Source organism: Microbacterium sp. Y-01, assembly GCF_003856715.1.
GTDB classification, from domain to species: Bacteria; Actinomycetota; Actinomycetes; order Actinomycetales; family Microbacteriaceae; genus Microbacterium; species Microbacterium algeriense.
The window spans coordinates 2,077,386-2,103,155 of record NZ_CP024170.1; the positions used below are offsets into that span (position 1 = coordinate 2,077,386).

Annotated in this window: 26 protein-coding genes and 1 tRNA gene; 8 read left to right on the plus strand and 19 right to left on the minus strand. The window is 69.4% G+C overall.

What is annotated here, in order from left to right; all coding sequences use genetic code 11:
* Nucleotides 1–42: 42 nt before the first annotated feature.
* Nucleotides 43–1,461, minus strand: coding sequence for a PucR family transcriptional regulator (locus tag CSX12_RS09790; RefSeq protein WP_124895654.1), 1,419 nt, complete (start codon nucleotides 1,459–1,461; stop codon nucleotides 43–45).
* 116 nt (nucleotides 1,462–1,577) lie between these two features.
* Here CSX12_RS09790 and CSX12_RS09795 point away from each other — a divergent pair, with 116 nt between their 5' ends.
* Both CSX12_RS09795 and CSX12_RS09800 read left to right on the plus strand, forming a co-directional pair.
* Nucleotides 1,578–2,675: a Zn-dependent alcohol dehydrogenase gene (locus CSX12_RS09795; protein ID WP_017202298.1), complete on the plus strand. Its 1,098-nt coding sequence runs from the start codon at nucleotides 1,578–1,580 to the stop codon at nucleotides 2,673–2,675.
* A 47-nt stretch (nucleotides 2,676–2,722) separates the two neighbouring features.
* Complete coding sequence (locus CSX12_RS09800) at nucleotides 2,723–4,159, plus strand: APC family permease (RefSeq protein ID WP_124895655.1); 1,437 nt, start codon at nucleotides 2,723–2,725, stop codon at nucleotides 4,157–4,159.
* A 139-nt stretch (nucleotides 4,160–4,298) separates the two neighbouring features.
* Here CSX12_RS09800 and CSX12_RS09805 read toward each other — a convergent pair.
* The 5 genes from CSX12_RS09805 to dusB form a co-directional block, all read right to left on the minus strand.
* A tRNA-Asn gene (locus CSX12_RS09805) sits at nucleotides 4,299–4,374 on the minus strand.
* A gap of 97 nt (nucleotides 4,375–4,471) precedes the next feature.
* Complete coding sequence (locus CSX12_RS09810; protein ID WP_124895656.1) at nucleotides 4,472–5,245, minus strand: ATP-binding cassette domain-containing protein; 774 nt, start codon at nucleotides 5,243–5,245, stop codon at nucleotides 4,472–4,474.
* A gap of 36 nt (nucleotides 5,246–5,281) precedes the next feature.
* A complete protein-coding gene (dnaG, locus tag CSX12_RS09815) occupies nucleotides 5,282–7,141 on the minus strand; it encodes a DNA primase (RefSeq protein WP_017202301.1) in 1,860 nt (619 codons plus the stop codon).
* Entirely contained in the window at nucleotides 7,141–8,526 is a 1,386-nt protein-coding gene (locus tag CSX12_RS09820) for a deoxyguanosinetriphosphate triphosphohydrolase (RefSeq protein ID WP_017202302.1), read from the minus strand. The genes dnaG and CSX12_RS09820 overlap by 1 nt, the downstream gene beginning before the upstream one ends.
* Nucleotides 8,516–9,670, minus strand: a complete 1,155-nt coding sequence (gene dusB, locus CSX12_RS09825) for a tRNA dihydrouridine synthase DusB (protein ID WP_017202303.1) — start codon at nucleotides 9,668–9,670, stop codon at nucleotides 8,516–8,518. The genes CSX12_RS09820 and dusB overlap by 11 nt, the downstream gene beginning before the upstream one ends.
* Nucleotides 9,671–9,729: 59 nt before the next feature.
* Here dusB and CSX12_RS09830 point away from each other — a divergent pair, with 59 nt between their 5' ends.
* On the plus strand, nucleotides 9,730–10,224 hold the full coding sequence (locus tag CSX12_RS09830; RefSeq protein WP_124895657.1) for a glutathione peroxidase: 495 nt from the start codon (nucleotides 9,730–9,732) through the stop codon (nucleotides 10,222–10,224).
* 149 nt (nucleotides 10,225–10,373) lie between these two features.
* Nucleotides 10,374–11,570: a metallophosphoesterase family protein gene (locus CSX12_RS09835; RefSeq protein ID WP_164479557.1), complete on the plus strand. Its 1,197-nt coding sequence runs from the start codon at nucleotides 10,374–10,376 to the stop codon at nucleotides 11,568–11,570.
* A 68-nt stretch (nucleotides 11,571–11,638) separates the two neighbouring features.
* Here the strand turns inward: CSX12_RS09835 and CSX12_RS09840 are convergent, their stop codons facing one another.
* Entirely contained in the window at nucleotides 11,639–12,322 is a 684-nt protein-coding gene (locus CSX12_RS09840) for a DsbA family oxidoreductase (RefSeq protein WP_017202306.1), read from the minus strand.
* Nucleotides 12,323–12,375: 53 nt separating this feature from the next.
* Between CSX12_RS09840 and CSX12_RS09845 the strand changes: the two genes are divergently transcribed.
* Nucleotides 12,376–12,987 (plus strand): AAA family ATPase, encoded by a 612-nt coding sequence (locus CSX12_RS09845; protein WP_124895658.1) that lies wholly within the window; start codon nucleotides 12,376–12,378, stop codon nucleotides 12,985–12,987.
* Here CSX12_RS09845 and CSX12_RS09850 read toward each other — a convergent pair.
* Nucleotides 12,927–13,730 carry an isoprenyl transferase gene (locus CSX12_RS09850; protein WP_124895659.1) on the minus strand — a complete coding sequence of 268 codons (804 nt, stop codon included), beginning with the start codon at nucleotides 13,728–13,730 and terminating at the stop codon, nucleotides 12,927–12,929. The genes CSX12_RS09845 and CSX12_RS09850 overlap by 61 nt on opposite strands.
* On the minus strand, nucleotides 13,727–14,470 hold the full coding sequence (recO, locus tag CSX12_RS09855; protein WP_017202309.1) for a DNA repair protein RecO: 744 nt from the start codon (nucleotides 14,468–14,470) through the stop codon (nucleotides 13,727–13,729). The genes CSX12_RS09850 and recO overlap by 4 nt, the downstream gene beginning before the upstream one ends.
* Nucleotides 14,471–14,504: 34 nt before the next feature.
* Here recO and CSX12_RS09860 point away from each other — a divergent pair, with 34 nt between their 5' ends.
* A complete protein-coding gene (locus tag CSX12_RS09860; protein WP_017202310.1) occupies nucleotides 14,505–15,197 on the plus strand; it encodes a TRIC cation channel family protein in 693 nt (230 codons plus the stop codon).
* Nucleotides 15,198–15,203: 6 nt separating this feature from the next.
* Here CSX12_RS09860 and CSX12_RS09865 read toward each other — a convergent pair whose 3' ends face one another.
* Nucleotides 15,204–15,947, minus strand: a complete 744-nt coding sequence (locus CSX12_RS09865) for a TetR/AcrR family transcriptional regulator C-terminal domain-containing protein (protein WP_124895660.1) — start codon at nucleotides 15,945–15,947, stop codon at nucleotides 15,204–15,206.
* 66 nt (nucleotides 15,948–16,013) lie between these two features.
* Between CSX12_RS09865 and CSX12_RS09870 the strand changes: the two genes are divergently transcribed.
* The gene (locus CSX12_RS09870; RefSeq protein WP_124895661.1) at nucleotides 16,014–16,394 is read left to right on the plus strand and encodes a VOC family protein; all 381 of its coding nucleotides are present in this window, start codon (nucleotides 16,014–16,016) and stop codon (nucleotides 16,392–16,394) included.
* A gap of 67 nt (nucleotides 16,395–16,461) precedes the next feature.
* Here the strand turns inward: CSX12_RS09870 and leuA are convergent, their stop codons facing one another.
* Nucleotides 16,462–18,216, minus strand: coding sequence for a 2-isopropylmalate synthase (gene leuA, locus CSX12_RS09875; protein WP_124895662.1), 1,755 nt, complete (start codon nucleotides 18,214–18,216; stop codon nucleotides 16,462–16,464).
* 194 nt (nucleotides 18,217–18,410) lie between these two features.
* On the opposite strand from leuA, the gene CSX12_RS09880 reads away from it, so the two are divergent.
* A complete protein-coding gene (locus CSX12_RS09880) occupies nucleotides 18,411–19,055 on the plus strand; it encodes a hypothetical protein (RefSeq protein WP_124895663.1) in 645 nt (214 codons plus the stop codon).
* Nucleotides 19,056–19,057: 2 nt separating this feature from the next.
* Here CSX12_RS09880 and CSX12_RS09885 read toward each other — a convergent pair whose 3' ends face one another.
* The 8 genes from CSX12_RS09885 to CSX12_RS09920 are packed head-to-tail and all read right to left on the minus strand — an operon-like array spanning nucleotide 19,058 to nucleotide 25,717.
* Nucleotides 19,058–20,026 carry an NADP-dependent oxidoreductase gene (locus tag CSX12_RS09885; protein ID WP_124895664.1) on the minus strand — a complete coding sequence of 323 codons (969 nt, stop codon included), beginning with the start codon at nucleotides 20,024–20,026 and terminating at the stop codon, nucleotides 19,058–19,060.
* A 3-nt stretch (nucleotides 20,027–20,029) separates the two neighbouring features.
* Nucleotides 20,030–20,503: a hypothetical protein gene (locus tag CSX12_RS09890; RefSeq protein ID WP_017202316.1), complete on the minus strand. Its 474-nt coding sequence runs from the start codon at nucleotides 20,501–20,503 to the stop codon at nucleotides 20,030–20,032.
* The gene (locus CSX12_RS09895; protein ID WP_241160428.1) at nucleotides 20,500–21,483 is read right to left on the minus strand and encodes a hypothetical protein; all 984 of its coding nucleotides are present in this window, start codon (nucleotides 21,481–21,483) and stop codon (nucleotides 20,500–20,502) included. Before CSX12_RS09895 ends, CSX12_RS09890 begins: the two co-directional genes overlap by 4 nt.
* On the minus strand, nucleotides 21,480–22,001 hold the full coding sequence (locus tag CSX12_RS09900) for a sigma-70 family RNA polymerase sigma factor (protein ID WP_017202318.1): 522 nt from the start codon (nucleotides 21,999–22,001) through the stop codon (nucleotides 21,480–21,482). The genes CSX12_RS09895 and CSX12_RS09900 overlap by 4 nt, the downstream gene beginning before the upstream one ends.
* A 54-nt stretch (nucleotides 22,002–22,055) precedes the next feature.
* Nucleotides 22,056–22,952, minus strand: coding sequence for a GTPase Era (gene era / locus CSX12_RS09905; protein ID WP_164479558.1), 897 nt, complete (start codon nucleotides 22,950–22,952; stop codon nucleotides 22,056–22,058).
* Nucleotides 22,945–24,240, minus strand: coding sequence for a hemolysin family protein (locus CSX12_RS09910; protein WP_124895666.1), 1,296 nt, complete (start codon nucleotides 24,238–24,240; stop codon nucleotides 22,945–22,947). The genes era and CSX12_RS09910 overlap by 8 nt, the downstream gene beginning before the upstream one ends.
* Nucleotides 24,237–24,695: an rRNA maturation RNase YbeY gene (gene ybeY, locus CSX12_RS09915; RefSeq protein WP_017202321.1), complete on the minus strand. Its 459-nt coding sequence runs from the start codon at nucleotides 24,693–24,695 to the stop codon at nucleotides 24,237–24,239. Before ybeY ends, CSX12_RS09910 begins: the two co-directional genes overlap by 4 nt.
* Nucleotides 24,692–25,717, minus strand: a complete 1,026-nt coding sequence (locus tag CSX12_RS09920; RefSeq protein WP_225855843.1) for a PhoH family protein — start codon at nucleotides 25,715–25,717, stop codon at nucleotides 24,692–24,694. The genes ybeY and CSX12_RS09920 overlap by 4 nt, the downstream gene beginning before the upstream one ends.
* Between the last annotated feature and the right edge of the window lie 53 nt (nucleotides 25,718–25,770).

Below are 25,770 nucleotides of genomic sequence, written 5' to 3' on the forward strand. Positions count from 1 at the left end.
CCGACCGGCGGGGCCCTTCGTGGTCTGCGGGCTCGAGCGGAGTCAGCCGTCGGTCGCCCGCAGGGCGAGCCAGGCGGCGACCCGATCATCCGGATCGGCGAGCGAGAGTCCCGTCAGATCCTCGATCCGGCGGATGCGCGCCGTGAGAGTCTGGCGATGGATGCGCAGTCGTGCCGCGCTCTCCCCCCATGCCCCGTTGGCGGACAGGAAGACACGGAGCGTCTGGATGAGCTCGTCGGGGCGATCCGCCGCGCGCAGGGGGTCGAGCAGACGCGCGATGCGCTGAGTCTGATCTCGATCGAGCTGTCCGAGGACGAAGGCGACGGTGGGGATCGCCTCGTATCGGACGACCCGCTCGCCCCCGGTGCGCGCGGCTTCGCAGGCGTGCCGCGCCTCGTCGACCGACCGCTCGAGGGCGTCGATGTCCGCAGGCCTCCCGAGCCCGAGATACAGCGTCGAGGCATAGGTGCGGGCCCGGTGCGCGATCTGCTGCGCGTGATCGTCGCGCACCGCACCGAGGATCAGCCCCCGCTGCGAGGTGAACACGTGCTCGGCCCCCAGCTCGTCGAGCCAGAGCGCCAGAAGGTGTTCCACGTCCACCCCGCTCGTGCGCGATGCCAGGGCGAAACCCACGAGCGTGCGCTCGTGCACGCCCCAGCGTCGGAGCAGACGTGCGGCGTCCTCCCCGCCCTGCAGCACCGTCTCGAACATCATCGATCTCCCGAGGCGCTCCAGATGGCTGCTGTCGCGCGTCCGCATCAGGAGGTCCAACAGGGCGGCCGTCTGCGAGCTCAGCTCCCGACCGCGGCCGGAGCTATCGTTGCGGGGCGCGGTGACCAGCTGCGCGGTGATGTCCTCCCCCGGCCCCACCGGGTGCACCTGCAGGGCGCGATGACGCACGCGCACCGGTCTCCCGACGGCGACGGCGATCGCATCGTCGATGTGCAGGCTCCCCGCGCCGGCGGTGGTGATCACCTCGCCGTGTCGATCGAGCAGCACGGCCCAGCCGTCGATGCGGTGCGCGAGCTCGGCGATGACCCCCGTGATGCCGCTGCGCCGGGCGGCGAGCGTGAGAACACGCATCGCCGAGGTGATCGCCCTCGCCTCAGCAGCCTGATCCACCGCGAGAAGGGAGGTCAGGGTCGGCGCCAGGAGCTCCTGCGTCGTCGCAGCCCCCACCGTCGCCGTGATCTCCGCCCCGAGCAGGACTTCGCGGACGGCGGGACCATCGGCATCCGTGACCACCACGGCATCGCGCAGGAGCGCGAGCCGATCGGGATCGTCGCCGAGGGCACGGAGCTGCTCGTCGTCAGCCACCACGAGGGTCGCGAAGAGGCGATCGGTCGGAGCGCCGAAGGACCCCATGTCGACGACCGCGTTCACCGCTCGAGCGCCCGGGACCGCGCCGGGGAGAAGCTCGCCGTGCAGGTATCGAGCCACGGAGGCGACATCACGAGCCATCCCTCGATCATACAATTCGTCCAATCCGGTGCCGCTGCTTCACCGTTTTGTCGGATGCCGTGGGTTCTCCGTCTCTCCTAGCATCGTGCGCATCCCCTCTCCACCCGAAGGATGTCATGAAAGCTGTTGTCTTCCGCGATCCGCAGTCGCCCATCGAGTTCGTCGACGTCGACCTCGCTCCGCCCCGCGCCGGAGAGGTGCGCGTGCGGATCGCCGCCGCGGGCGTGTGCCACTCGGACCTGCACGTCAAGCGCGGGGAATGGGATGCCGCGGCTCCCCTGGTCATGGGCCACGAGGGCTCCGGCGTCGTCACCGAGTTGGGCGAAGGGGTCACGACCCTGGCCGTGGGCGACCACGTGGTGCTGAGCTGGGTTCCCCCGTGCGGAGAGTGCCGCTACTGCCGCGCCGGGCACGAGGCGCGGTGCCAGAAGGTGGCGACGGTGGTCGCTCCGCTCGGCGTGCTCTTCGACGGCACCTCGCGCCTGAGCCGCGACGGCGAGCAGCTGCATCATTACCTCGGCGTCTCGTCCTTCGCCGAGGAGGTCGTGGTCCCCGCCTCCGGAGCGGTCAAGGTCCGAGACGACGCGCCGCTCGACGTCATCGCCGTCGTCGGCTGCGCCGTGGCCACCGGTGTCGGCGCCGTGCTGAACACCGCCGCCGTCGAGCCGGGTTCCACCGTCGCGGTGATCGGCTGCGGCGGCGTGGGCCTCAACGTCGTCCAGGGAGCACGCCTCGCCGGCGCCGAGCGCATCGTCGCGATCGACGTGCGCCCCGAGAAGACCCAGATGGCCCTGCAGTTCGGGGCGACCGATCGCATCGACGCGTCGCAGGGCGACGCCGTGGCGCAGCTGCGCGAACTCATCCCCGACGGTGTGGACTACGCGTTCGACGCGATCGGGCGCACGACCACCACCGAGCAGTCCATCCAGATGCTGGGACTGGGCGGCGCGGCCGTCATCGTCGGACTCCCGCCGACGGGAGCGCGCGCGTCGTTCGAGCCGCTCGTGCTCGCCGAGGCCGACCAGCGCATCCTCGGCTCGAACTACGGCTCGGTGCGGCCCTCGATCGATGTGCCGGCCCTCGTGGACCGCTACATGGACGGTCAGCTGAAGATCGACCCGCTCATCTCGGGACGCCGTCCGCTGTCCGAGGCCGCCGCGGCCCTCGACGACCTCGAGGCCGGGTCCGCCCTCCGCACCCTCCTCATCCCCTGACCGCCTCCCGCTGTCACCACCCCCTGAAACCCGAATCCAGGAGAACCATGTCAGACACCGTCGTCGCCCCGCCTGGCGCCCCTCAGGATGCCGGTCTGCGCACCGGCGTCATGAGCGGTCCCGAGCTCGCCGCCCAGGCCATCGCCAACATCGCCCCCAGCGCCGTCATCGCCTTCACAGCAGCGGCCATCTTCCTCGGCGCCGGCAACGGCACCATCTACGCCTTCGCCCTCGCCACGATCGTGATCCTGTGCGTCGGCTACTGCGTCGTCGTCTTCGCCCGCAAGCACGCGTCAGCGGGTTCGCTCTACACCTACGTGTCCAAGGGCCTCGGACCGTTCGGCGCCTTCCTCGCCGGCGTGACGCTGCTGATCGGCTGCTTCGGCATCGCGGCGGCCTCGCTCAGCGGTTCCGTCAGCTACATGGCGCAGTTCCTGAGCATGCTCGGTCTTCCGGCGCAGGGCCTGGGCTGGGACATCGGCCTGGCCATCGTGCTCGGCGGGCTCGCCACCCTGTTCACCATCCGGGGCATCCGGCTCTCGGCGCGGGTGTCCCTCGTGCTCGAGCTCCTCTCGGTCGGCATCATCCTCATCCTGCTGATCGCCGCACTCGCCTGGGCCGGTCCCGCCGCCTGGGATCCCGCGCAGGTCCTCGCAACCGGATCCTCCTTCCAGGGCATCGCGTCCGGGATGGTCCTCGGCATCCTGGGCTTCGTCGGCTTCTCCTCGGCCGACGCGCTCGGGCGTGAGGCGAAGGAGCCGTACAAGGCGATCCCCCGCGCGATCATGTGGAGTGCCCTCGGCGTCGGCGTGCTGTACGTGTTCGCGGCCTACACGCAGATCGCGGTGCTCGGCGACGACCTCGCGACGTCGGCGAGCCCGCTGGAGAGCATGTCGGCTCTGATCGGGATGCCCGGCTGGTTCGCGGCCGTGCTCACGTTCGGCGTCTCGGCGTCGTTCTTCGCGGTCGTGGTCGCCCCGCTCAACGTGATCGGACGCATCGTCTACGTGATGGGCAAGGAGGGCGTCGTCGCGGAGCGGTTCGGCCGGACGCACGAGCAGCACCTGACTCCGCACCGCGTGCTGATCATCGCGGGTGCAGCGGCCGTCGCGGTCGACATCGTGCTCCTGCTCTCGGGCGCGGCCACCGGAGACATCCTGGTCTGGGTCAACACCTGGGGAACCTACGGATACATGGTCGCCTACGCCCTCGTCGCGATCGCCTGTGTGGTGTACACGCAGCGGGCGAAGATGCGGAACGGTCTCGTGAAGGTCTGCGCGACGGTCGCCGTCGTGACGATGGCGTACGTCTTCTTCGCGAACGTGTGGCCGGTTCCGGCCTTCCCGTACAACGTGATCCCCTACGTGTTCCTGGTGACCGTCGCCCTGGCCCTCACCCGGTACGCCTACCTCGCCCGCCGTCGTCCCGACGTGATCGCCCGCATCGGCAACACCGAGACGAGCGCGATGGAGGGCGTCGGCTGACCTTCGCCGACTGCACGGCTTCACGCCGAATGCACGGGTTCCCCGCGTGGGGGGCCCGTGCATTCGGCGTGAAGCCGTGCACTCGCGGAGATCGCACGGCGCACGAGAAAAGCCCCCTCCGTGGAGGGGGCTTTTCCGTTGGCTCCCCGGCTTGGACTCGAACCAAGAACCTGCCGGTTAACAGCCGGCTGCTCTGCCAATTGAGCTACCGAGGAATGTGCTCCGCTGAGCGGGCAACTCGACAAGCTTAGCAAACTCCGCGCGGTGTTCGTGACACCGGGGGCCGCTTCCCGGATGCCGGGCGTGTCGTGCTCAGCGCCGCGAATCCGACTCGGCGTTCGGCACCCAGAGCAGGTCCTTGCCCACCCCGCGGGCGACCACATGGCCTCCGCGGAGCATGAGCGTCTCGGCGTTCAGCTCGCGGATGAAATCGGCATCGTTGGTCACGAGGAGCGCCGCCATCGACTGCTCCTTCCGCCGCCGGGTGATCGCGTCGAAGACGACCGGCCGTACCTCGAGGTCCAGGTTCGCGAGCACCTCGTCGGCGATGAGTACCTTCGGCTCCAGCACGAACGAGCGCGCGATCGCGACACGCTGGCGCATGCCGGCGCTGAGCTCGTACGGGAACTTCGATGCCGTGCCGAGCGGGAGGTGCAGCTCGTCCAGCAGGGTCGCCACGCGGATCGAGAGGGCCTTCGTGTTGACCCGGCGCTCGCGGATGAGGATCGGCTCCGCGATCACCTCGTTCACGGTGAGCCGCGGGGGCAGATCGGCACCGGCGCCCTGCGGCACGAAGCCGGTGCGGTACGTCAGGATCCGGTGTTTGCGGCCCGGTCGCCGCACATCGACGCCGCACACCTGCGCGCGGCCGCCGACGACCTTCACCGACGGATCCGTGGACCCCGCCAATGCCGCCACGAGGGTCGACTTCCCGGATCCGGTGGGGCCGGCCACGCAGATCAGCCCACCGGGCGCGAGCGAGAAGGTGACGCCGTCGACGGCCCGCGTCGGCATCCCGTGCCCGATCCGGTCGATGACCAGATCCGAACAGTCGATCGCGTTCGAGGACTCTGGCTTGCGGGACATACGTCCATCCTGCCTTCTGCGCGCCCCGGGACGACGTTACGACTCGGCCAGCCGCTGACGCTCGGCGTCGATGTCGCGCAGCCGCACTCGCAGGGCCCGCCCTCCGTCGGAGTCGGCCGGCACGCGCTGCACCGCCCCGAGGAGCTCCTGCTTCTCGTGCTCGAGCTGACGCAGGATGAGGCGGCGGGCGAGGTCGGTCACGGTGGCGACGGCACGCTCCTCGTCACGGGCGGGGAACGGCGTCATCAGCAGCTCTCCGCCGAGGGAGCGGTAGGGCTCGCGCACGCTGTTCACGGCGTCCGTGACCCACCCGGCCCTGGTGCGGTCCGGAGCGGCGGCCACGGCCTCGCGCACCGCATCCAGGCCCGGTGTGCGGAACGGCGAGGCCAGCGCGCGGTTCAGGAGCGCCTGGTCGACCTGGTGACCGTACTGCAGCGCCCCCATCAGCGCGTCGCGCTCGACCGCGACGTCGGGGCTGCGGGGCAGGCTCGCCAGCGTCACCGGGGCGACGAGAGCCGCGCCGGTGGCGGGGTCCACACGTGGTTCCTCCCGCCGGGACTGCTGCGGGGCGCCCCCGCCGCGTGCGGCACGCTCGACCTCGCTGCGGACCTCGGTCGGATCCATGCCGAGCCGACGGGCAAGGACGCGCTCGTAGCCGGGGCGCAGCAGCTGGTCGCGGATCTCGGCGACGATCGGCGCTGCGGCCCGGAGCGCGCCGACACGCCCTTCGACGGTCGAGAGGTCGAAGCCGCCGAGCTTGCGGTCGATCGCGAACTCGAACATCGGCTGCTTGGTGTCCATGAGCCCGCGGACGGCGGCGTCTCCTCGTTGCAGACGCAGGTCGCACGGGTCGAGGCCGTCGGGAGCCACGGCGACGAAGGTCTGCGCGTTGAAGCGATCGTCCTCGGTGAAGGCGCGCAGCGCGGCCTTCTGTCCCGCCTCATCGCCGTCGAACGTGAAGACGACCTCGCCCGAGGCGTTGTCGTCGCCCATCACGCGGCGCAGCACCTTGATGTGCTCGGTGCCGAACGCGGTGCCGCAGGTCGCGATCGCCGTGGTCAGACCGGCGAGGTGGCAGGCCATCACGTCGGTGTACCCCTCCACCACGACCACGCGCCGCGGGTCTCCTCGCGCGATGTCGCGTTTGGCGAGGTCGAGTCCGTAGAGCACCTGCGCCTTCTTGTAGATCGGCGTCTCCGGGGTGTTGAGGTACTTCGGCCCCTGGTCGTCGTCGAAGAGCTTGCGCGCTCCGAAGCCGATGGTCTGGCCGGAGACGTCGCGGATCGGCCACACGAGCCGACCGCGGAAGCGGTCGTACACACCGCGCTGTCCGGTCGAGACGAGTCCGGCGGTGCTCAGCTCCTCGCGGGTGAAGCCCTGCGCTGTGAGCGCCTTGAGCATGCCGTCCCAGCCGCGCGGAGCGAATCCGACCCCGAAGTGGGCGGCCGCTCCCGCGTCGAAGCCGCGCTCCCCGAGAAAGCGACGCCCCGCTTCGGCCTCCGGCGACAGCAGCTGTGCGCGGAAGAACTCGGCCGCGGCGGTGTTCGCCGCGTACAGGCGGCTACGTCCGCTCGTCTCGGGGGCGGCTCCCCCGTCCTCGTAGTGCAGCGTGTAGCCGATGCGGCCGGCGAGACGCTCGACCGCCTCGGTGAAGCTGACGTGGTCCATCTCCCGCAGGAACGAGTACACGTCACCGGACTCACCGCATCCGAAGCAGTGGTAGTAGCCCACCTGCTGACGGACGTGGAAGCTCGGGCTCTTCTCGTCATGGAATGGGCACAGCCCCTTGAGGGATCCCACACCCGCGGGCTTGAGAGCGACGCGCTCCCCGATGATGTCCGCGATGTTGGTCCGCGCCTTGACCTCGTCGACATCGGCCTGCCGGATCCGGGGCATCAGCGGGCACCTTCGGCGACGGGCCGCCTCTCCGCGTGGGCGCGGGCACCGGGCCGAGCGTGCCGGGGGGTCCAGATCCCGACCTCGGCCGGATCGATCTCGCCCACGAGTCGGTTGTGCCAGTCGATCGCGCTCTGATCGGTCAGGCTCGCGATCTGATCGACCACGACGCGCGCCCGCTCGGCGTCGTCCTGGGCCGCGACGAAGTCGGCTGCGAACGCCGGTTCGAGCACATCCGATCCTGCCGACCACAGGGCATCGGTCGACCACAGCGCGTCCGCGAGGCGCTTGAGCACCCGCCGCTGCTCCTTGTAGACGCCCTTGCGTGCCTCGATCGTGACGATGGCCTGCCCCATGATGCCCTTGAGCACCGCGATCTCGACCTCGACGACCCGCGGAACGATGACATGGGCGTTGTAGCGGACCAGAGCGCTCGTCCCGTACGCCTCGCGGGTGGCCGACACCGCAGCACGGGCGAAGCGGCCGATGAGGTCGCTGGTGAGGTTCTTCAGCCGAGCGAGGTCCTGACGGGAGCGGTCGAACGACGCGAGCCACATCTGCTGCGACGCGAGGCGGTACAGCGCGTCCGCGAGCTCGTCGCGGGTGAAGTCGTAGCCGACCCACTGCTGGATGCGACCGAGCAGCGCATCGTGCGCGAGCGGATCGGCGAGCTGGGCCACGTCGACGTAGCCGTTCACGATCGCATCCTCGAAGTCGTGCACGGAGTAGGCGATGTCGTCGGAGAGGTCCATGATCTCGGCCTCGATGCAGCGCAGACGCCCTGGGGCGCCCTCACGCATCCACCGGAACACGTCCTCGTCCTCGGGATAGACGCCGAACTTGAGGCGGCCACCCGGGTCGGGGACGGGGCTGTCGACCGTCCACGGGTACTTGCACGTCGCGTCCAGGCTCGCGCGGGTCAGGTTGAGCCCGACCGAGCGGTCGTCGTCGTCCAGCACCTTGGCTTCGAGCCGCGTGAGGATGCGGAGAGATTGGGCGTTGCCCTCGAACCCGCCGATGTGCTCGGCCCACTCGTTGAGGGCCCGCTCGCCGTTGTGGCCGAACGGAGGGTGGCCGAGGTCGTGGCTGAGGCAGGCGGTGTCGACGACATCGGCGGACACGCCGAGGGCGACGGCGAGCTCTCGACCGACCTGCGCGACCTCGAGCGAGTGCGTCAGGCGGTTCCTCGCGAAGTCGGCGGTGCTGGCCGGGCTCAGGACCTGCGTCTTCGCGGCGAGGCGTCGCAGTGCCGCCGAGTGCAGGACCCTGGCGCGGTCGCGGGCGAAGTCGTCGCGCTCGGAACGATGGGTCTCCGCGAAGAAGCGCTCCGCGTCGCGCGCGTCGTAGCCGTCCGCGCGCAGACGGGCCTGAGGGTCAACCGCCACTGTTCTCGATCTCCGCTCCACGCATCATCTCGGAAGCCGACGAGGCGAGCTCACGCGACTCCAGCCACTTCTCCGGAAGGGCCGTCTTCTTCGGGTGACCGGCGCGACCGCGCTGCCCCTCGGCGTCGGCGCCGGGGTACGGGGCCGAGCGGTCGAGGCGCCCGAGCAGATCGTCGATCTCGGCCAGGCTCGACGCAGTGGCGAGACCCGTGCGGATGTCGCCTCCGACCGGGTAGCCCTTGAAGTACCACGACACGTGCTTGCGGATGTCGCGACACCCGCGGTCCTCATCTTCGAAGAACTCGACCAGGAGCTCGGCGTGGCGACGGAACGCGTCGGCGACGAAGCCGAGGGTCGCGTCGACGGTCTTGCCCTCGCCGCCGAAGGCGAGCGCGAGCTGACCGAACAGCCAGGGACGCCCGAGGCATCCGCGGCCGACCACGACGCCGTCGCAGTCGGTCTGCTCCATCATCCGCACAGCGTCCTCTGCCGACCAGATGTCGCCGTTGCCCAGCACGGGGATGCTGGTGACCGCCTGCTTCAGCTCGCCGATCGCGTCCCAGTCCGCGTGACCGGAGTAGAACTCACCCGCCGTCCTGGCGTGCAGGGCGACCGCTGCCGCACCGGCGTCCTCCGCCGCGCGGCCCGCGTCGAGGAAGGTCAGGTGGTCGCGGTCGATGCCCTTGCGCATCTTGACCGTGAGCGGGATGTCGCCGGCGGCCTTGACCGCCTGGTCGACGATATCGGCGAACAGCTTCGACTTCCAGGGAAGCGCTGCGCCCCCGCCCTTGCGGGTCACCTTGGGCACGGGGCACCCGAAGTTCAGGTCGATGTGGTCGGCGTGGTCTTCCGCGACGATGATGCGCACGGCCTCGGCGATCGTCTTCGGGTCCACGCCGTAGAGCTGGATCGAGCGCGGGGTCTCGGACTCGTGGTGCCGGATGAGCCGCATCGTCGTCTCGTTGCGCTCGACCAGCGCACGCGAGGTGATCATCTCGCTGACGTACAGCCCGGCACCGTACTCGCGGCAGAGACGCCGGAATGCGGTGTTGGTGATGCCGGCCATGGGCGCGAGGACGACCGGCACGTCGAGGTCGATCGGTCCGATGCGAAGCGGGCGGGTGGGAGCGGTGGCGAGAGTCATGTCGCTTCCATTCTCCCAGACCCGGAGCCGGGAGGCATGCTGCGACCTAAGCTGTGCATATGACCGATTCCACGCTCCGTTCGATCCCCTTCACCGACGCTCAGGGCCAGGAGAAGACCCTCGAGGATCTCGGTGCCGATGTCGTGCTGGTCGTGAACGTCGCTTCGAAGTGCGGACTCACGCCGCAGTACGAGCAGCTCGAGGAGCTGCAGCGGATGTACGGCGACCGCGGCTTCACGGTCGTCGGGTTCCCGTGCAACCAGTTCTTCGGCCAGGAGCCGGGCTCCGTCGACGAGATCCTCGAGTTCTGCTCCACGACGTACGGCGTCTCGTTCCCGGTGAACGACAAGGTCAAGGTCAACGGGAAGAACGCCGCTGAGCTGTACAAGGCGCTGAAGGAGACACCGGATGCGGCGGGCAAGGCCGGTCGTGTGGAGTGGAACTTCGAGAAGTTCCTGATCCTGCCCCACGGCGACGTGCTGCGCTTCCGTCCGAAGCAGAAGCCGGACGCCCCCGAGATCGTCAGCGCGATCGAGGCGGCGCTGACCCGCTAGGTCCCCGCCCGTTCACCTCCGCGTCATCCTCGCCCTCCGCTGATCGCCCGGCGGACCGGGATCTCGTTCACCTGCCGGTCGCTCCCCCGTCATCGCGCGCCCCTAGTCTCGCCGCGGCGAACATCGCCCGAAGACGAAGGAGACCACGCATGCCCGACCGACTGCCGATCAGCCGCCGCACCGTCCTGACCGCGGGAGCCCTGGGCGCTCTCGGCACCGCTCTTCCCCTCGGCGCCGCCTCCGCCTCCGCGGATGTCCCGGCGTCGCCCTCGGCCGCCGGCGCCGCGCGCGGCCTGCGGTTCCGAGCCGACGGCACCTTCAAGGTGGTGCAGTTCAACGACACGCAGGATGACGAGCTCACCGACCGCCGCACCGTGGAGCTGATGGAGAAGGTGCTCGACCAGGAGAAGCCGGACTTCGTGGTCATCAACGGCGATGTGATCACGGGCGGCTGCGAGACCCGCCTGGCCGTGAAGCAGGCGATCAACAACGTCGTCATGCCGATGGAGTCCCGCCGCATCCCGTGGGCGGTCACGTACGGAAACCACGATGAGGACTCGCTGCCGCAGTCGGGCGTGGACGAGGCGGGGATGCTGAAGATCTACCGCTCATACGAGTACAACGTGAACGCCGAGAACACGCGCGGCGTGACGGGCACGAGCAACACGATCGTCACGATCGGGTCGTCGGCGAAGAAGAACCGCGAGGCGTTCGCGCTGTGGCTGATGGATTCCGGTCGCTACGCGCCTGACGCGATCGCCGGCCAGGACTTCTCGGGCTACCCGGCCTGGGATTGGCTGCGGATGGACCAGGTCGCCTGGTACCGCGAGCAGTCGCAGCGTCTGGAGCAGCGCCGCGGCCGCAAGGTCCCGGGCTTGATGTTCCTGCACATCGCACTGTGGGAGCACCGCTTCATGTGGTGGGGCGGCGTGGACACGCGCACCGAGGCCGACGCGGCGCGCGGCCGCGCCCGTCACGGGATCGTCGGAGAGCGCAACGAGAACGAATGCCCCGGTCCGTTCAACTCGGGGATGTTCAACGCGATCCTCGAGCGCGGCGATGTGAAGGGCGTGTTCGTCGGACACGACCACATCAACGACTACGTCGGCGACTACTACGGCGTCCAGCTCGGCTACGCCCCCGGGACCGGCTTCGGCGCGTACGGCCTCGCCGGTGCGGAGCGCAACCGCATGCGCGGCGGCCGCGTCTTCGAGCTGACGGAAGCCGGCGACGAGGTGGCGATGGCGACACGCGTGGTCTATGCGCGCGACCTGGGGATCGATCTGACCGCGAACGACCAGCCCATGGAGCCGCTGCCGCTCGGCCCGCGACAGCAGCGGGTCTGACCGGATGCACGGAGACGGCGGGAACCCGATCGGGTTCCCGCCGTCTCCGTGCGTCCGGTCAGGTCGACTCAGGCCTCGACGGACTCGACCGGCTCGTTCCGCTTCGCCCACAGATCGCGGAGCACGTTCTCGAACGCGGCCGGGGGCTGCGCCCCGCTGATCCCGTACTGGCCGTCCACGACGAAGAACGGCACACCCTGGATGCCGTACGCGCGGGCCTGGGCCTGATCCTGCCGAACCGCCGGGAGGTACTGCTCGCTCTCGAGCGCTGCGCGGGCACGATCCGCGTCGAGGCCGACCTCCGCGGCGAGTTCGACGAGGTCGTCGATCCGGCCGACGTGCTTGCCCTCGGTGAAGTAGGCGGACATGAGCCGCTCCTCCATCTCGTGCTGCAGCCCCTCGGCCTTCGCGAAGTGCAGCAGCTCGTGCGCCTTGACGGTGTTGGTGTGCTTCAGCAGGTCGAAGCGGTACTGCAGTCCCGCGTTCGCGGCCACGTTCGTGACGTTGGCGAGCATCTGCTCGACCTGCTCCCGCGGCATCCCCTTGTGGCCGGCGAGGAAGTCGATCTCGTCGCCGTCGAAGTCGACGGGGGTGTCGGGCGAGAGCTCGAAGGAGTGGAAGGTGATGTTGACCTGCGGTGCGTCGTCATCGGCGGCGACCGCTTCGAGACCCTTCTCGAGGTTGCGCTTGCCGATGTAGCACCAGGGGCAGGCGATGTCGGACCAGATGTCGATGGAGATGGGTTCAGTCACACTTCCATCCAACCGCGCGTGCCGCCGACGTATTCCGTCGCTAGAATCCTCGGATGCTCGCCGCCGACGATCCGCTTCCGTTCCGTCCCGAGCGCGTCCTCGTCGCCGGAGTCTCCGGCTCGGGCAAGACCACCCTTTCCGGCCGCATCGCCGAGGTGTGGCAGCTGCGGCACATCGAGATCGATGCGCTCTTCCACGGGCCGAACTGGACGCCTCGGCCCGAGTTCCTCGACGACGTGCGCACCTTCGCGGCGGAGGAGCGCTGGGTCACGGAGTGGCAGTACACGAGCAAGGGCACGGACGAGGTCCTCCCGCCGCGCGCACAGCTCGCGGTCTGGCTCGACTATCCGTCCGCGATCGTCCGCTCGCGCCTCATCCGCCGCACCCTCGCCCGGGGGGTCCTGCGACAGAAGCTGTGGAACGGCAATCGCGAGAAGGGTCCGTGGAACATGCTCCGCCGGGCCCCCGAGCGGAACATCCTGGCGTGGCAGACGGCCACGTTGCACAAATGGGCCGAGCGCTTCCCTGCGATCGAGGCCGATTTCCCGCACCTCACGATCGTGAGACTGCGGCATCCTCGCGAGACGGAGCGCTGGCTGCGGCGTCAGGCAGGCGCATCCGGCGTGTCGATCGCCCCGCCGAAGCGCCGGTCGCGGGAGAGGTAGATCCCGATCGCGCGCCACAGCTCCTCCCGGGAGAAGTCCGGCCAGAGCGTGTCGAGGAACACCATCTCGGCGTAGGCCGACTCCCACAGCAGGAAGTTCGAGGTGCGCTGCTCGCCCGAGCTGCGCAGGAACAGATCGACGTCCGGCATGTCGGGCACGTAGAGGTGACGCCGGATCATCTTCTCGCTGATCGCATTCGGCTTCACCCTTCCGGCGGCGACGTCAGCGGCGATCGCCCGCATGGCGTCGACCAGCTCGACCCGTCCGCCGTAGTTGACGCACATGGTCAGGGTCAGCACATCGTTGCCGCGGGTGAGCTGCTCGGCGTACTGCAGCTCCTTGATGACGCTCCCCCACAGACGGGGTTTGCGTCCCGCCCACCTCACCCGCACACCCCACTCGTTGAGCTGATCACGGCGGCGGTGCAGCACGTCGCGGTTGTATCCCATGAGGAAGCGCACCTCCTCGGGAGACCGGGCCCAGTTCTCGGTCGAGAACGCATAGACGGAGAGGTGCTTCACGCCCGCCTGGATCGCGCCGGCGACCACGTCGAGCAGCACCTCCTCCCCCGCCTTGTGGCCTTCGACGCGGTTGAGTCCTCGGCGGTTCGCCCAGCGGCCGTTGCCGTCCATCACGATCGCGACGTGCTCGGGCACGGCACGGAACGCGGGCGGATGCACCCCGGTCCAGTCGAGCGGGCGATACGCCACGGCGTCCTTGTGCGTGTACGGCTTGGGGGTCACCGTGCTCCTTCCGAGGGGATGTCCGACACATGGGCGAGAGAGCGGATCCCGCGCTCCAGATGCCACTGCGCGTACGCCGAGACGAGACCAGATGCGGCCGCGGTGTCGGCGGGCGAGGATCCGTCGATCACGTCCCACTCCCCCGCGATCAGCGCGCGGAGCAGCGTGAGGGTGCGTTCGTCGACACGCGGACTTCCCGCGGGGGCGCAGTTCGAGCAGACCAGACCGCCGAGCTGCGCGACGAACCTCGCGTGCGGGCCGGGCGTGCCGCACCGTGCGCACTCGTCGAGCGAGGGAGCCCAGCCCGAGAGAGACATGACGCGGAGCAGGTAGGAGTCGAGGATGCTGCGCGGGGCGTGCTCGCCGCGCGACAGGGCACGCAGTCCGCCGACGAGGAGCAGGTACTGATCACCGGTGGCCTCGGCATCGCTCAGACGGTCGGCCGTCTCGACCATCGCGTTCGCGGCCGTGAAGCGGTCGTAGTGCGAGGCGATGTCGGTGCCGTAGGAGCCGAGCGACTCGGCCTGCTGCACGATATCGAGCGAGCGCCCCTGATACAGCTGGACGTCGGCGACCATGAACGGCTCGAGCCGGGCGCCGAACTTCGACGACGTCCGCCGCACACCCTTCGCGACCGCGCGCACCTTGCCGTGCCGTCGCGACAGCATCGTGACGATGCGATCCGCCTCACCGAGCTTGTGAGTGCGCAGGATCACCGCTTCGTCTCGGTAGGTGGGCACCCTTCGATTATCCTCTGTGCGCGAGAATGAACGGGTGACCGAACCGCTCTTCACCATTCCGCTCTGGGCGGATCTGCTCGGCGTCGGCCTCGGCGGCGTCCAGGGCGCGATGTTCGCGTCGGGCTTCCAGGGGCAGCGGCGCCTCGATTGGCTCGGGGTGGCGATCATCGGGATCATGATCGGGATGGGCGGCGGTCTGATCCGCGACATCCTGCTGGGCCAGACCCCGGCGACGCTGCAGAACCAGTGGTACCTGGTCACCGCAGCAGGAGCGGCCCTGCTCGGCATGCTCCTCTCGGGGCTCTTCACCCGCCTCAACACCGCGATCGTGGTGCTCGATGCGGTCGTGATCGGCATGTTCGGCGCCTTCGGGACGAGCAAGGCCCTGGCCTTCGGCATCCCCGAGGTGCCCGCGGTCTTCATCGGCGTCTGCGCGGCGGTCGGCGGCAGCGTCCTGCGCGACATGCTGATGGGCCTGCCCACCGCGATCATGCACGTCGGGTCGCTCTACGCGGTCGCCGCCGGCGCCGGCTGCACGTTCATCGTGATCGCCGTGGCCGTCGGAATGCCGATCACGATCGCCGCGGTCGTCGGCATCGCCGTGACCACGGTGATCCGCATCCTCGCCGTCACCTTCGACGTCTCCCTGCCGGAGCAGCGCCGGATCTACCGCCGCAAGGTCGCCGCGGAGACCGGGGCGATCGCGATCGTCAAGCCGCAGGACTGACCGCCCTCACCGGCCGCCGAGGCGAGCGTCGCCGCCGACCAGGGCCGACAGCGCATCCATCACCCGGGTGAGACCGAATTCCCAGGCCGCACCGGCGTCGTACGGCGCCCCCATGGCCTCGCCCGCCGCCTGCCCGACGGATCGTGCGAGGGGCATCTCGTCACCGAGATAGGTCGCCAGACGCGGGGCGGCGTCGGTCCATGCGTCCGCGAACGCCGCCGCTCTCTCGTCCGTGTGCATGCGGGCGGCGGACGATCGGCTGAAATCCAGCACGAAGGTCAGCGCCGCGTCACGATCCACGGCGCTGAGGCCCGTTCCGTCGAACGCGTGCAGCTCGCGGTCGTACTTGGCGATGGTGCCGGGGCCGAGCGCGACGCGGGGGTCCTGGATGTCGATGAGCCACGCGTGCGCGCGGAGCAGACGGAGGTTGCCTTCGGCGACGCCCCGGACGCGTTCGCTCCAGTTCGACCCGTCGACCGGGGGCGACGGCATCCGGACGTGCATGGCATCGGCCATGAGCACGAGCAGGTCGGCCCGGCTGTTGACGTGCGTGTAGATCGACATCGTGGACAGGTCGAGCGCCTGGGCCAGGCTGCGGATGGTGACCGCGGGCAGACCCTCCGTGTCGGCCAGCGCGACGGCGCGGTCCACGACGTCGTCCGTCGAATGACGCGACTTCGGGCCGCGCCGAGCCGTCGGCGGAGCAGCGGGGCTGTGCCGCCAGAGCAGATCGACGATGTTCTTGGCCATCGGGAATATCCTAGACGGCGCATTCCTTAACTCTGTACGTTGTACATAGTTAAGGAACGGAGAACCATGAACATCACCCAGACCGCCATCTCTCTCAACGTGCCCGACGTCCAGGCGTCCGCCGCCTTCGCCATGACGCACTTCGGCTTCGAGGAGGCGATGTCCGCCGAGGGCTTCGTTTCCCTGCAGCATCCGGGCTCCGCCCCGAACGTGATCTTCCTCGAGACCGGTCTCGCGACGTTCCGCCCTCAGGAGATCGCCGGTTCCGCAGGACAGGGCACGCTCCTCGTCTTCGTCGTCGACGATATCGACGGCGAGTTCGCGCGCATCTCCGGAGCGGGGGCTCGGGTGGTCACGCCGCCGGAGACCGAGCCGTGGGGTGAGCGCTACTGCCAGTTCGCCGATCCCAACGGACTCGTCTGGCAGCTCGTGCAGTGGGTGTCCTGACCCGCTGACGACAGACGAAAGGTGTGGCCGGAGTCGCAGCGACCCCGGCCACACCCGTCCGCAGCCGTCAGACCGCGGTGAGTTCCCGCTGTCGCGAGCGGATCGAGCGGTTGACGCCGGACACGATCGCCTTGAGCGACGCCGTCGAGATGTCTCCGTCGATCCCGACACCCCACAGCCGCTGGTCCCCGACCTGCAGCTCGACGTAGGCCGCGGCCTGCGCGTCGCCGCCGGCACTGAGAGCGTGCTCGACGTAGTCGTAGACGGTGATGTCGAATCCCTGGCCACGCAGCACCTCGACGAAGGCGGCGACAGGGCCGTTGCCGTTGCCCGACACCGAGACCTCCTGGTCGTCGTCACGCAGCACGACGTCGAGCACGACGTCGCCGGACATGTCGCTCCTGGTCTGGGTGGCGAGCAGCTCGAAACGGCCCCACTTCGCGGCGGTGTCCGTCGCCGGCAGGTACTCGTCGTTGAAGATCGACCAGATCTGCTCGCTCGTGACCTCGCCACCCTCGGCGTCGGTCTTCGCCTGCACGACACCGGAGAACTCGATCTGGAGCTTGCGCGGCAGGTCGATCGCGTGGTCGGACTTCAGCAGGTAAGCGACCCCTCCCTTGCCCGACTGCGAGTTGACGCGGATGACCGCCTCGTACGAGCGGCCGAGGTCCTTCGGGTCGACCGGCAGGTACGGCACGGCCCACTCGATGTCGTCGACCGTCACGCCCCGAGCCTCTGCCTGGGCGGCCATGGCCTCGAAGCCCTTCTTGATCGCGTCCTGATGCGAGCCGCTGAACGCGGTGAAGACGAGGTCGCCCGCCCACGGGCTGCGCTCCGGCACGGGCAGCTGGTTGCAGTACTCGACCGTGCGCTTGACCTGGTCGATGTCGCTGAAGTCGATCTGGGGGTCGATGCCCTGCGTGAACATGTTGATGCCCAGCGCGACGAGGTCGACGTTGCCCGTGCGCTCTCCGTTGCCGAACAGGCACCCCTCGATGCGGTCAGCCCCGGCCATGTAGCCCAGTTCGGCTGCAGCGATCGCGGTGCCGCGGTCGTTGTGGGGGTGCAGCGACAGGATCACGTTCTCGCGGTGGGCGAGGTGACGGCTCATCCACTCGATCGAATCGGCGTAGATGTTCGGGGTCGCCATCTCCACCGTCGCCGGCAGGTTGATGATGACCTTGCGGTCCGGGGTGGGCTCGAAGATCTCGATCACCTGATTGCAGACGTCGACCGCGAACTCGAGCTCCGTGCCCGTGTAGCTCTCCGGCGAGTACTCGTAGTACACCTGCGTGTCGGGGATCGTCTTCTCGAACTGGCGGCACAGCCGGGCGCCCTCGAGCGCGATGTCGATGATGCCCTGCTTGTCGGTGCGGAAGACCACCTCGCGCTGCAGCACGCTCGTCGAGTTGTACAGGTGCACGATGGCCTGCTTCGCTCCGGCGATCGCCTCGTAGGTGCGGGCGATCAGGTGCTCGCGCGCCTGGGTCAGGACCTGGATCGTGACGTCGTCGGGGATGAGGTTCTCCTCGATGAGCTGGCGGACGAAATCGAAGTCCGTCTGGCTGGCCGAGGGAAAGCCGACCTCGATCTCCTTGTAGCCCATGCTGACGAGCAGCTCGAACATGACGCGCTTGCGCTCGGGCGACATCGGGTCGATGAGGGCCTGGTTGCCGTCGCGGAGGTCGACCGCGCACCAGCGAGGAGCCTCGGTGATGCGGGCGGCGGGCCACGTGCGATCAGGCAGGTGGACGGTGATCTGCTCGTGGAACGGCCGGTACTTGTGGATCGGCATCGCGGACGGGCGCTGAGTGTTCTGCATGATGGGGCTTCTTCTCTTCGTCGATAGGGACGGGCCAACACAAGCGCCGCGACGAGGAAGGCCCTAGCTTCAGGACTCGTCGCGGCAGCTAAGAAGAAGCAGACCGCCGAAAGGCATGTCGTCATGCTAGCAGGGAAGCGCCATGCGTTTCAGACGGGAATGAGACGATCGGCACGCGGGGGACGCTTCCCGGTATGAGCACATCGCACCGTCGCAGCACGCTCGCCGCGGCGCCCGTCGCCGGCCTGCTGCTGTTGAGCGCATGCACGGCCGGTTCCGCGGGCTCCGCCGCCCCGACCAGCACGACCGCGCCGTCCGACCAGCGCCTCGAAGAAGCGCATCCGCGGCCTCCGGAGAAGACCGTCATCGGGATGGGCACCGTCATGGACGTCGGGGGCGACGTGCAGCTGTGCCTGGGCGCCGTCGCGGAGTCCTATCCCCCGCAGTGCAGCGGTGTGCCGCTCGACGGCTGGAGCTGGGACGACCTGGAGGGCAGCGAGTCCAGCGGTCAGACCACATGGGGTGCGTACGCCGTATCCGCGACGTTCGACGGAGAGCGGCTGGAGAGCACGGAGCCGCCGATGCTGCTCGCCCTGTACGACCCGCTCGTGCCCGAGGATCCGACCGGCGGTGTCGCGGGCACCACCCCCGACGAGGAGCTCGTGCGGGTGCAGGAGGACGTCTTCGCTCGGCTCGATGACGCCCTGACCGCCTGGTCGGATCGCGGCTATGTCTGGCTGCAGGTGGTCTGGGACGACGGGTCGCTCCAGGAAGCCGTCGACGCGGAGTACGGCGACGACGTGGTGGTGGTGCAGTCGGCGCTGCGGGAGATCGGCTGACCTCAGGGCAGCAGAGCGATCTTGCCGCCGGGATGTCCTGTCGCGAGGAGGCGGTGCGCGTCCGGGGCCTCGTCCAGCGGGAACGTCCGGGCCAGGGGCACGACGAGGTCGCCGCTCTGAGCCAGGGCGATGAGCTCCCCGCGCACCTCGTCGCGGAAGCGAGCGCTTTCGGGCTGCGAACCGGCGATGGCGAGGAAGCCCTCGGTGGCCGCGCGCCCCGGCGCAGCGATCGTCACGATGCGCTGTCGGTCCGCCACGAGAGCGAGAGACGCATCCACCGCCTCCTCGGTTCCGACCGCATCCAGCGCCGCGACGATCGGAGCGTCGGCCAGCTCCCGGATGCGGTCCATCATTCCGGGCCCGTATCGCACGGGGATCCCGCCGAAGCGCCGCACCTCGTCGAACCGCTCGGGGCTCGCCGTGCCGATCACGTGGACATCTCGCAGCCTCGCCTGCTGCAGCACGCTGACTCCGACCGCGCCCGATGCGCCATGGAGCAGGACGGTCTCCCCCGGGGCCGCGCCCGTCACGGCCAGCATCTCCGCCGCCGTCGTGCCGACGAGCAGCAGGTTCGCCGCCTCCGGGTGCGTCAGCCTCGATGGCTTCGCGAACACCTTCTCGGCGGGGACGGTGAGCTCGCCCGCATAGCCTCCGCTGACGCGGAATGCGACGACCTCGTCGCCGACCTCGGCCTTCCCGGAGCCGATCCGCGTCGACGGTCCGATCGCGGTGAGTTCGCCGGACACCTCGTAGCCGATCGGGACGGGAAGTACGACACCCGGTCGTGCTGATGCGACGTGCTTCGCATCAGCGGGGTTCACGCCCGCGGCGCGCACCCGGATGGTCACCTCGCCCGCTGTCGGAGCAGGCACGTCGTGCTCGACGAACTCCCACCGCTCCGGTCCGCCCCAGCTGGTCGCGATCCAGCGCCGCGTGCGCGCGCGAGTCCCCACCGTCGTCTCGGATGACATCGTTCAGAGCACGCAGCGGAGGTTGGTCACGGTTCCGGAGACGTTCGCCCAGGCGCCGGCGTTCACGGTCGCGAGGACGGTGGCCGCGTTGCGCGCCTGGACGTACCCGGAGCCCCGCGCGTCGGCCACGGATCTGGTCGTGAAGCTGCCGGGGATCGCGCTGACGGTGCACGTGCTGAAGCTCAGCATGCTTCCGCCGAGCGACGAGCCGTTGAAGGCGCAGATCCGGTTGGTGGCGCAGCTTCCGACGGATCTCGCGGCCAGCCCCGCGGTATCCCTCACGGCGAGCTCCATGCCGAGACGGGGCCACACCGCATGGGTGGAGTCGACGGCGACACCGCCGGGCACCTCGGCGAGCATCGCCGCCACCTCGGGGTGGACCTCCCCGTCATCTGTCCCGGCCGCATACGCCGGTGCCGCGCCCAGGGCGATCACGACACCCAGCAGACACGAGGCGAGAACTGTCATCCGCTTCATCGCAGCGTCTCCTCACTCACATCCCACATCCGATACGAGATGACCGCGCCGGCGGGATACACGTCATCCGCCTCGAGAACCGTGCGCTCGACGCCGACGATCCGTCCGGTGTCGAGCGAGACCAGCACGACGTCGCTGAACGCGCCGTCCGGCGCCGTGAAGCGGATGCCGGAGACCGGCCGGCCGAGCCGATCCGTGGTGTCGCCGAGCGCGTCGCCGCCGCCGGCGTCCTCCATCAGCAGCAGGAGCTCCCGGTGCTGGGCATCGGTCAGGGTCCATTGATCGAGCGCGGTGGTGAACGCCGACTCGACGTCCAGGCCCGTCGGATCCGCCGGCATCCCGAAGGCACGGAGCATCGCGACCATGTCGTCGCGCGTGTCGCCCGGCACCGTGTTCCAGGCGGTGGTGAACTGTCCCGGCTCCATCACGAGATCCGTGACCACCTCACCGCTGCTGGTGACCTCCGCCGAGTTGCTGGCGACCGCATCCGCCGGGTCGTACGGCACTCCGGCGATGATCGTCATGCGGCCGGAGCCGTCCGGCTCCCAGATGAGTCGCGACAGCTGGGGCACGACCTCGGTCGTCTTCGTGTCGACCTCGACGTCGAATCCCCAGGAAGCCGCCGTGACGACTCGCGCCGGCGCCGTCGGGCCGCCGCTCTCGGCGAGGGCGACTTGGGCATCGTCCACGATCTGCCCGACCGTCGCTGAGCCCTCGAAGTCGAGGGGCGACGGCGTACCGGCGACCGCAGCGCCCTGCGGCGAGAAGACCGCGAAGGCGATCGCCGTCGACGCGGCGACCGCGACGAGCCCGGAGGCCCACCCGAACATCCGCGCGCGCCGCCGCCTCGGCGCCGGGGGCGCATGCAGGATGCGATCACGCATCGCGAGCGCTCGCGCATCGGGCGGCGCGTCCCGCGGCGTGCGCGCCGGATCCGCGTCGCTCAGCATCCGCTCGAGCACGGCGTCGTCTGTCCTCACCCGCAATCAGCCCCCTCCAGACCGAGCTCCGCGCGCAGGCGATCCTGCGCACGACCCAGCGTCTTCCGAACCCGGAACTCAGAAGCGCGCAACAGCTCCGCGATCTCCCCCACCGCGAGTCCATCCCAGTACGTGAGCATGATGATACGCCGCTGGAGCGGGGTGAGGACACCCAAAGCTCGAAGCACCTCCACCCGGCCGACGTGACCGGGCGCGCATTCCTGCCCCGAGACGCCCACGTGCACCGCGTCCAGCGCCGTGTGCGGCAGAGCGGACGGACCCGAACGCGCGCGCAGCCGGCGATCCGCGGCGCGGAGCAGCCAGACCCGGCTCGGCGGACGCGCCGGCCGCAATCGCGACCACGCGAACAGGAAGACCTCCGAGACGATCTCGGTGACCTCCTCCTCCGCACCGACGACACCCTCGACGTGGTGCCGCACAGCCGCCCAGTGCTCGTCGAACACTCGGGTGAAGACCTCGTTTCGCAGCGGGTTCGGGTCTTCGCTGCGACCCCTCATGTCGCGGGGGTCGGCGGCCTTCCCGCCGCCATCGACGTGTGACCGGAGCTCATGTCAGAATCCGAGTCTGCCGAGCTGCTTCGGGTCGCGCTGCCACTCCTTCGCGACCTTCACATGCAGTCCGAGGAACACCCGGGTGCCGAGCAGCTTCTCGATGCCGGCCCGGGCCCGCGCTCCGACGTCGCTGAGCCGCTTGCCCTTGTGGCCGATGATGATCGCCTTCTGGCTGTCGCGCTCGACGACGATGGACGCGTGCACGTCGGTCAGGTCGGTGCCTTCGCGCGGCGCGATGTCGTCGATCACGACCGCGATCGAGTGCGGAAGCTCATCGCGGACGCCGTCGAGCGCCGCTTCGCGGATCATCTCCGCGATCCGGTCCTCCTGCGACTCATCGGTCGTGATGCCCTCGGGATACAGCGCCGGGCCCTTCGGCATCAGCGCCAGGATCTCGTCCGAGAGCACGTCGAGCTGGTCGCGGGTGAGCGCGGAGAGCGGGATCACGACATCCCAGTCCTCCCGCAGCGCGTCGACCTCCATCAGCCGCTCGGTGATGTCGTCCCGTCCGGCAGCGTCCGTCTTCGTCACGATCGCGATCTTCTTGGCACGCGGGTAGCCGTCGAGCGAGGCGGCGATGCGGCGGTCTCCCGGCCCGACCTTCTCGTTCGCGGGAACGCAGAAGCCGATGACGTCCACGTCACCCAGCACCTGCTCGACGAGGTCGTTCAGCCGCTCGCCGAGCAGCGTGCGGGGCTTGTGGATGCCGGGGGTGTCGACGATGACGAGCTGGCCGTCCGGACGATTCACGATCCCCCTGATGGCTCGACGCGTGGTCTGCGGCTTCTCGCTGGTGATCGCGATCTTCTCGCCCACGAGGGCGTTCGTCAGCGTGGACTTGCCGACGTTGGGGCGCCCGACGAAGGTCACGAACCCGCTTCGCGTATCGTCAGTCATCGTCTCGATCTCCTTCATCCTGCGAAGCGTCAGGCTCTCCTGCCGCACGTTCCACGAACACCGTCGCGATTCCTCGACCGCGACCGCGCGAGGCGCCGCCCGTGAGCACCAAGCCTTCCACGGTCGCCGTTGCACCCGGCTGCGGCACCTGCCCGAGCGCCTTGCCGAGGAGGCCGCCGATCGAATCGACGTCCTCGTCCTCGAGCTCCACACCGAACAGGTCGCCCACGTCCTCCAGCGAGAGTCGGGCGCTGACACGGTAGCGACCGTCGCCGAGATCGACGAACTCCGCGGACACCAGGTCGTACTCGTCGGAGATCTCGCCGACGAGCTCCTCGATCAGATCCTCCAGGGTGACGAGACCGGAGATCCCGCCGTGCTCGTCGATCACCAGGCACACGTGCACCGCGTCGCGCTTCATCTGCTGCAGAAGGGTCTCCGCACGCATCGACTCGGGGACGAAGGTCGCGGGTCGGGCGATGGGCCGGATGGAGGCCGCGCGCCACGCGCTGTCGTCTCGGTAGGCGAACTGCACGAGATCCTTCAGATACAGCACGCCGACGACATCGTCGGCCTCATCGTCCACGACCGGCATCCGAGACACCCCGCGGTTGAGGAACAGGGACATCGCCTCGTCGGTGGTGGCGGTCGCGTCCACGGTGACCATCTCGGTGCGCGGCACCATCACGGCGCGCACGAACTGGTCGGTGAAGTCGAACACCGAGTGGATGAGGTCGCGATCGTCCTCCTCGATGAGGTCGTTCGATGCCGCTTCGTCGACCATGCTGAGCAGCTGGTCCTCGCTCGTGAACGAGCTGCGGCCCGTCCCCGGTGTGACCCTGTTGCCGAGCACCACGAGGCCCTGGGCGAGCGGGCCGAGGATGATGCGGAGGCCGCGGACGATCGACGCCGTCCCGCGGATCATGCTCTCCGCATGCTGGCGGCCGAACGAACGCGGGCTGGCGCCCACGAGCACGAAGGTGATGGCGGTCATCAGGAGCGCGGCGGCGAGCATCGCCCACCAGTTGTTCTCGATGAGGATCGTGAAGGCGACCGTGACGAGCACGGCGGCGGTCACCTCCGCCAGCACGCGGATGAAGGCCACAGCGTTGACGTGCGCATCCAGGTCGACGGCGATGCGTCCCAGAGCCTTCGCCCTGCGGCCTTCCGTCGCCATGTCGGCGAGTCTGGCACGCGAGGTCACGCCGTATGCGGCGTCGATCGCGGCCATCAGACCGCCGAACGCCACCAGCAGCACGGCGGCGATGAGCAGGAGCGTGGCTGTCATCGGCGGCGTTCGGCCGCGGCGAAGCCCTGGATCAGCTCCTTCTGCAGCCCGAACATCTCACGCTCCTCGTCCGGCTCGGCGTGATCGAAGCCGAGCAGGTGCAGCAGCCCGTGGGTGGTGAGCAGGATCAGCTCATCCATCAGGGTGTGGCCGGCGGCCTGAGCCTGCGTCTCGGCGACCTGGGGGCACAGCACGATGTCGCCGAGCAGCCCGGGGGCCGTCGGCCGGTCCTCGGTGCCGGGGCGCAGCTCGTCCATCGGGAAGCTCAGCACGTCGGTCGGACCGGGCTCGTCCATCCACTGCACGTGCAGCGCCTCCATGGCGCCCTCGTCGACGAGGACGATCGCGACCTCGGCGTCCGGGCTGACGTGCAGCTGCGCGAGGTTGAAGTCCGTGAGGCGCTGCAGCACCGTCTCGTCGACGTCGATGGCCGACTCGTTGTTGATCTCGATCATGAGAGTCCTCGTTTCGGCATGCGGTCGCGGGGTCCTGGTCGTTGTGCTCCCCTGCGATCGGCACGGTTGGCGAACTCTGCCGCCTGCTCGCGTTCGAATCGCTGTGCTGTGCGCTTCTCGTCGTACTCGCTGTACGCGTCCACGATGCGGCCGACGAGCGAATGCCGGACGACGTCGTCGCTGGTGAGCCGCGCGAAGTGGATGTCGTCGATGCCGTCGAGCACCCGCGTCACCAGGCGGAGCCCCGAGGCGCCCTGCGGGAGATCCACCTGGGTGATGTCACCGGTGACGACCATGCGCGTGCCGAAGCCGAGACGCGTGAGGAACATCTTCATCTGCTCGGGCGTCGTGTTCTGCGCTTCGTCGAGCACCACGAACGAGTCGTTGAGCGTGCGCCCGCGCATGTAGGCCAGCGGCGCGACCTCGATCGTGCCGGTCGCCATCAGGCGCGGGACGATCTCGGGATCCATCATCTCGTTCAGCGCGTCGTACAGCGGGCGCAGGTACGGATCGATCTTGTCGGTCAGCGTCCCGGGGAGGAAGCCGAGCCGCTCCCCTGCCTCGACGGCAGGGCGGGTCAGGATGATGCGCGTGACCTCCTTGCGCTGGAGCGCCTGCACCGCCTTGGCCATCGCGAGATAGGTCTTGCCCGTACCGGCGGGACCGATGCCGAACACGATCGTGTTCTCGTCGATCGCGTCGACGTACTCCTTCTGCCCGAGGGTCTTCGGACGGATGACCTTGCCGCGCGTGGTGAGGATCGCCTCGCCGAGCACCTCGCTCGGTCGCGGTCCGCCCTCCTGCCGCAGCATGCGCGCGGAGCTCGCGACGTCGCTCGGCGCGAGATCCTGGCCCGCTCTGGTCATCGCGAGCAGCTCGTCCACGAGGACCTTCGCCCTCGCGACCGCGGCGGTGTCACCGCTGAGCGTGATCTCGTTCCCGCGCACCAGCACCTGGACGTCCGGGTGTTCCTTCTCGAGCATCCGCAGCAGACGATCCTGCGGACCGAGCAGCTGCACCATCGCGACGCCGTCGGCGTAGATCTTCTCGACCGACTCGGGCGGCGGGGCGTTCA

Excerpts from the sequence above, each read along its gene's own strand:
- leuA (WP_124895662.1), bottom strand. The coding sequence starts at position 18,216 with ATGCAGAACACTCAGCGCCCGTCCGCGATGCCGATCCACAAGTACCGG.
- CSX12_RS09885 (WP_124895664.1), bottom strand. The coding sequence starts at position 20,026 with ATGTCATCCGAGACGACGGTGGGGACTCGCGCGCGCACGCGGCGCTGG.
- CSX12_RS09835 (WP_164479557.1), top strand. The coding sequence starts at position 10,374 with ATGCCCGACCGACTGCCGATCAGCCGCCGCACCGTCCTGACCGCGGGA.
- ybeY (WP_017202321.1), bottom strand. The coding sequence starts at position 24,695 with ATGATCGAGATCAACAACGAGTCGGCCATCGACGTCGACGAGACGGTG.
- dusB (WP_017202303.1), bottom strand. The coding sequence starts at position 9,670 with ATGACTCTCGCCACCGCTCCCACCCGCCCGCTTCGCATCGGACCGATC.
- CSX12_RS09810 (WP_124895656.1), bottom strand. The coding sequence starts at position 5,245 with ATGTCCCGCAAGCCAGAGTCCTCGAACGCGATCGACTGTTCGGATCTG.
- CSX12_RS09880 (WP_124895663.1), top strand. The coding sequence starts at position 18,411 with ATGAGCACATCGCACCGTCGCAGCACGCTCGCCGCGGCGCCCGTCGCC.
- CSX12_RS09800 (WP_124895655.1), top strand. The coding sequence starts at position 2,723 with ATGTCAGACACCGTCGTCGCCCCGCCTGGCGCCCCTCAGGATGCCGGT.
- CSX12_RS09900 (WP_017202318.1), bottom strand. The coding sequence starts at position 22,001 with ATGAGGGGTCGCAGCGAAGACCCGAACCCGCTGCGAAACGAGGTCTTC.
- CSX12_RS09910 (WP_124895666.1), bottom strand. The coding sequence starts at position 24,240 with ATGACAGCCACGCTCCTGCTCATCGCCGCCGTGCTGCTGGTGGCGTTC.
- CSX12_RS09920 (WP_225855843.1), bottom strand. The coding sequence starts at position 25,717 with ATGGTGCAGCTGCTCGGTCCGCAGGATCGTCTGCTGCGGATGCTCGAG.
- CSX12_RS09830 (WP_124895657.1), top strand. The coding sequence starts at position 9,730 with ATGACCGATTCCACGCTCCGTTCGATCCCCTTCACCGACGCTCAGGGC.
- era (WP_164479558.1), bottom strand. The coding sequence starts at position 22,952 with ATGACTGACGATACGCGAAGCGGGTTCGTGACCTTCGTCGGGCGCCCC.
- CSX12_RS09795 (WP_017202298.1), top strand. The coding sequence starts at position 1,578 with ATGAAAGCTGTTGTCTTCCGCGATCCGCAGTCGCCCATCGAGTTCGTC.
- CSX12_RS09870 (WP_124895661.1), top strand. The coding sequence starts at position 16,014 with ATGAACATCACCCAGACCGCCATCTCTCTCAACGTGCCCGACGTCCAG.
- CSX12_RS09845 (WP_124895658.1), top strand. The coding sequence starts at position 12,376 with ATGCTCGCCGCCGACGATCCGCTTCCGTTCCGTCCCGAGCGCGTCCTC.
- CSX12_RS09790 (WP_124895654.1), bottom strand. The coding sequence starts at position 1,461 with ATGGCTCGTGATGTCGCCTCCGTGGCTCGATACCTGCACGGCGAGCTT.
- CSX12_RS09890 (WP_017202316.1), bottom strand. The coding sequence starts at position 20,503 with ATGAAGCGGATGACAGTTCTCGCCTCGTGTCTGCTGGGTGTCGTGATC.
- dnaG (WP_017202301.1), bottom strand. The coding sequence starts at position 7,141 with ATGCCCCGGATCCGGCAGGCCGATGTCGACGAGGTCAAGGCGCGGACC.
- CSX12_RS09865 (WP_124895660.1), bottom strand. The coding sequence starts at position 15,947 with ATGGCCAAGAACATCGTCGATCTGCTCTGGCGGCACAGCCCCGCTGCT.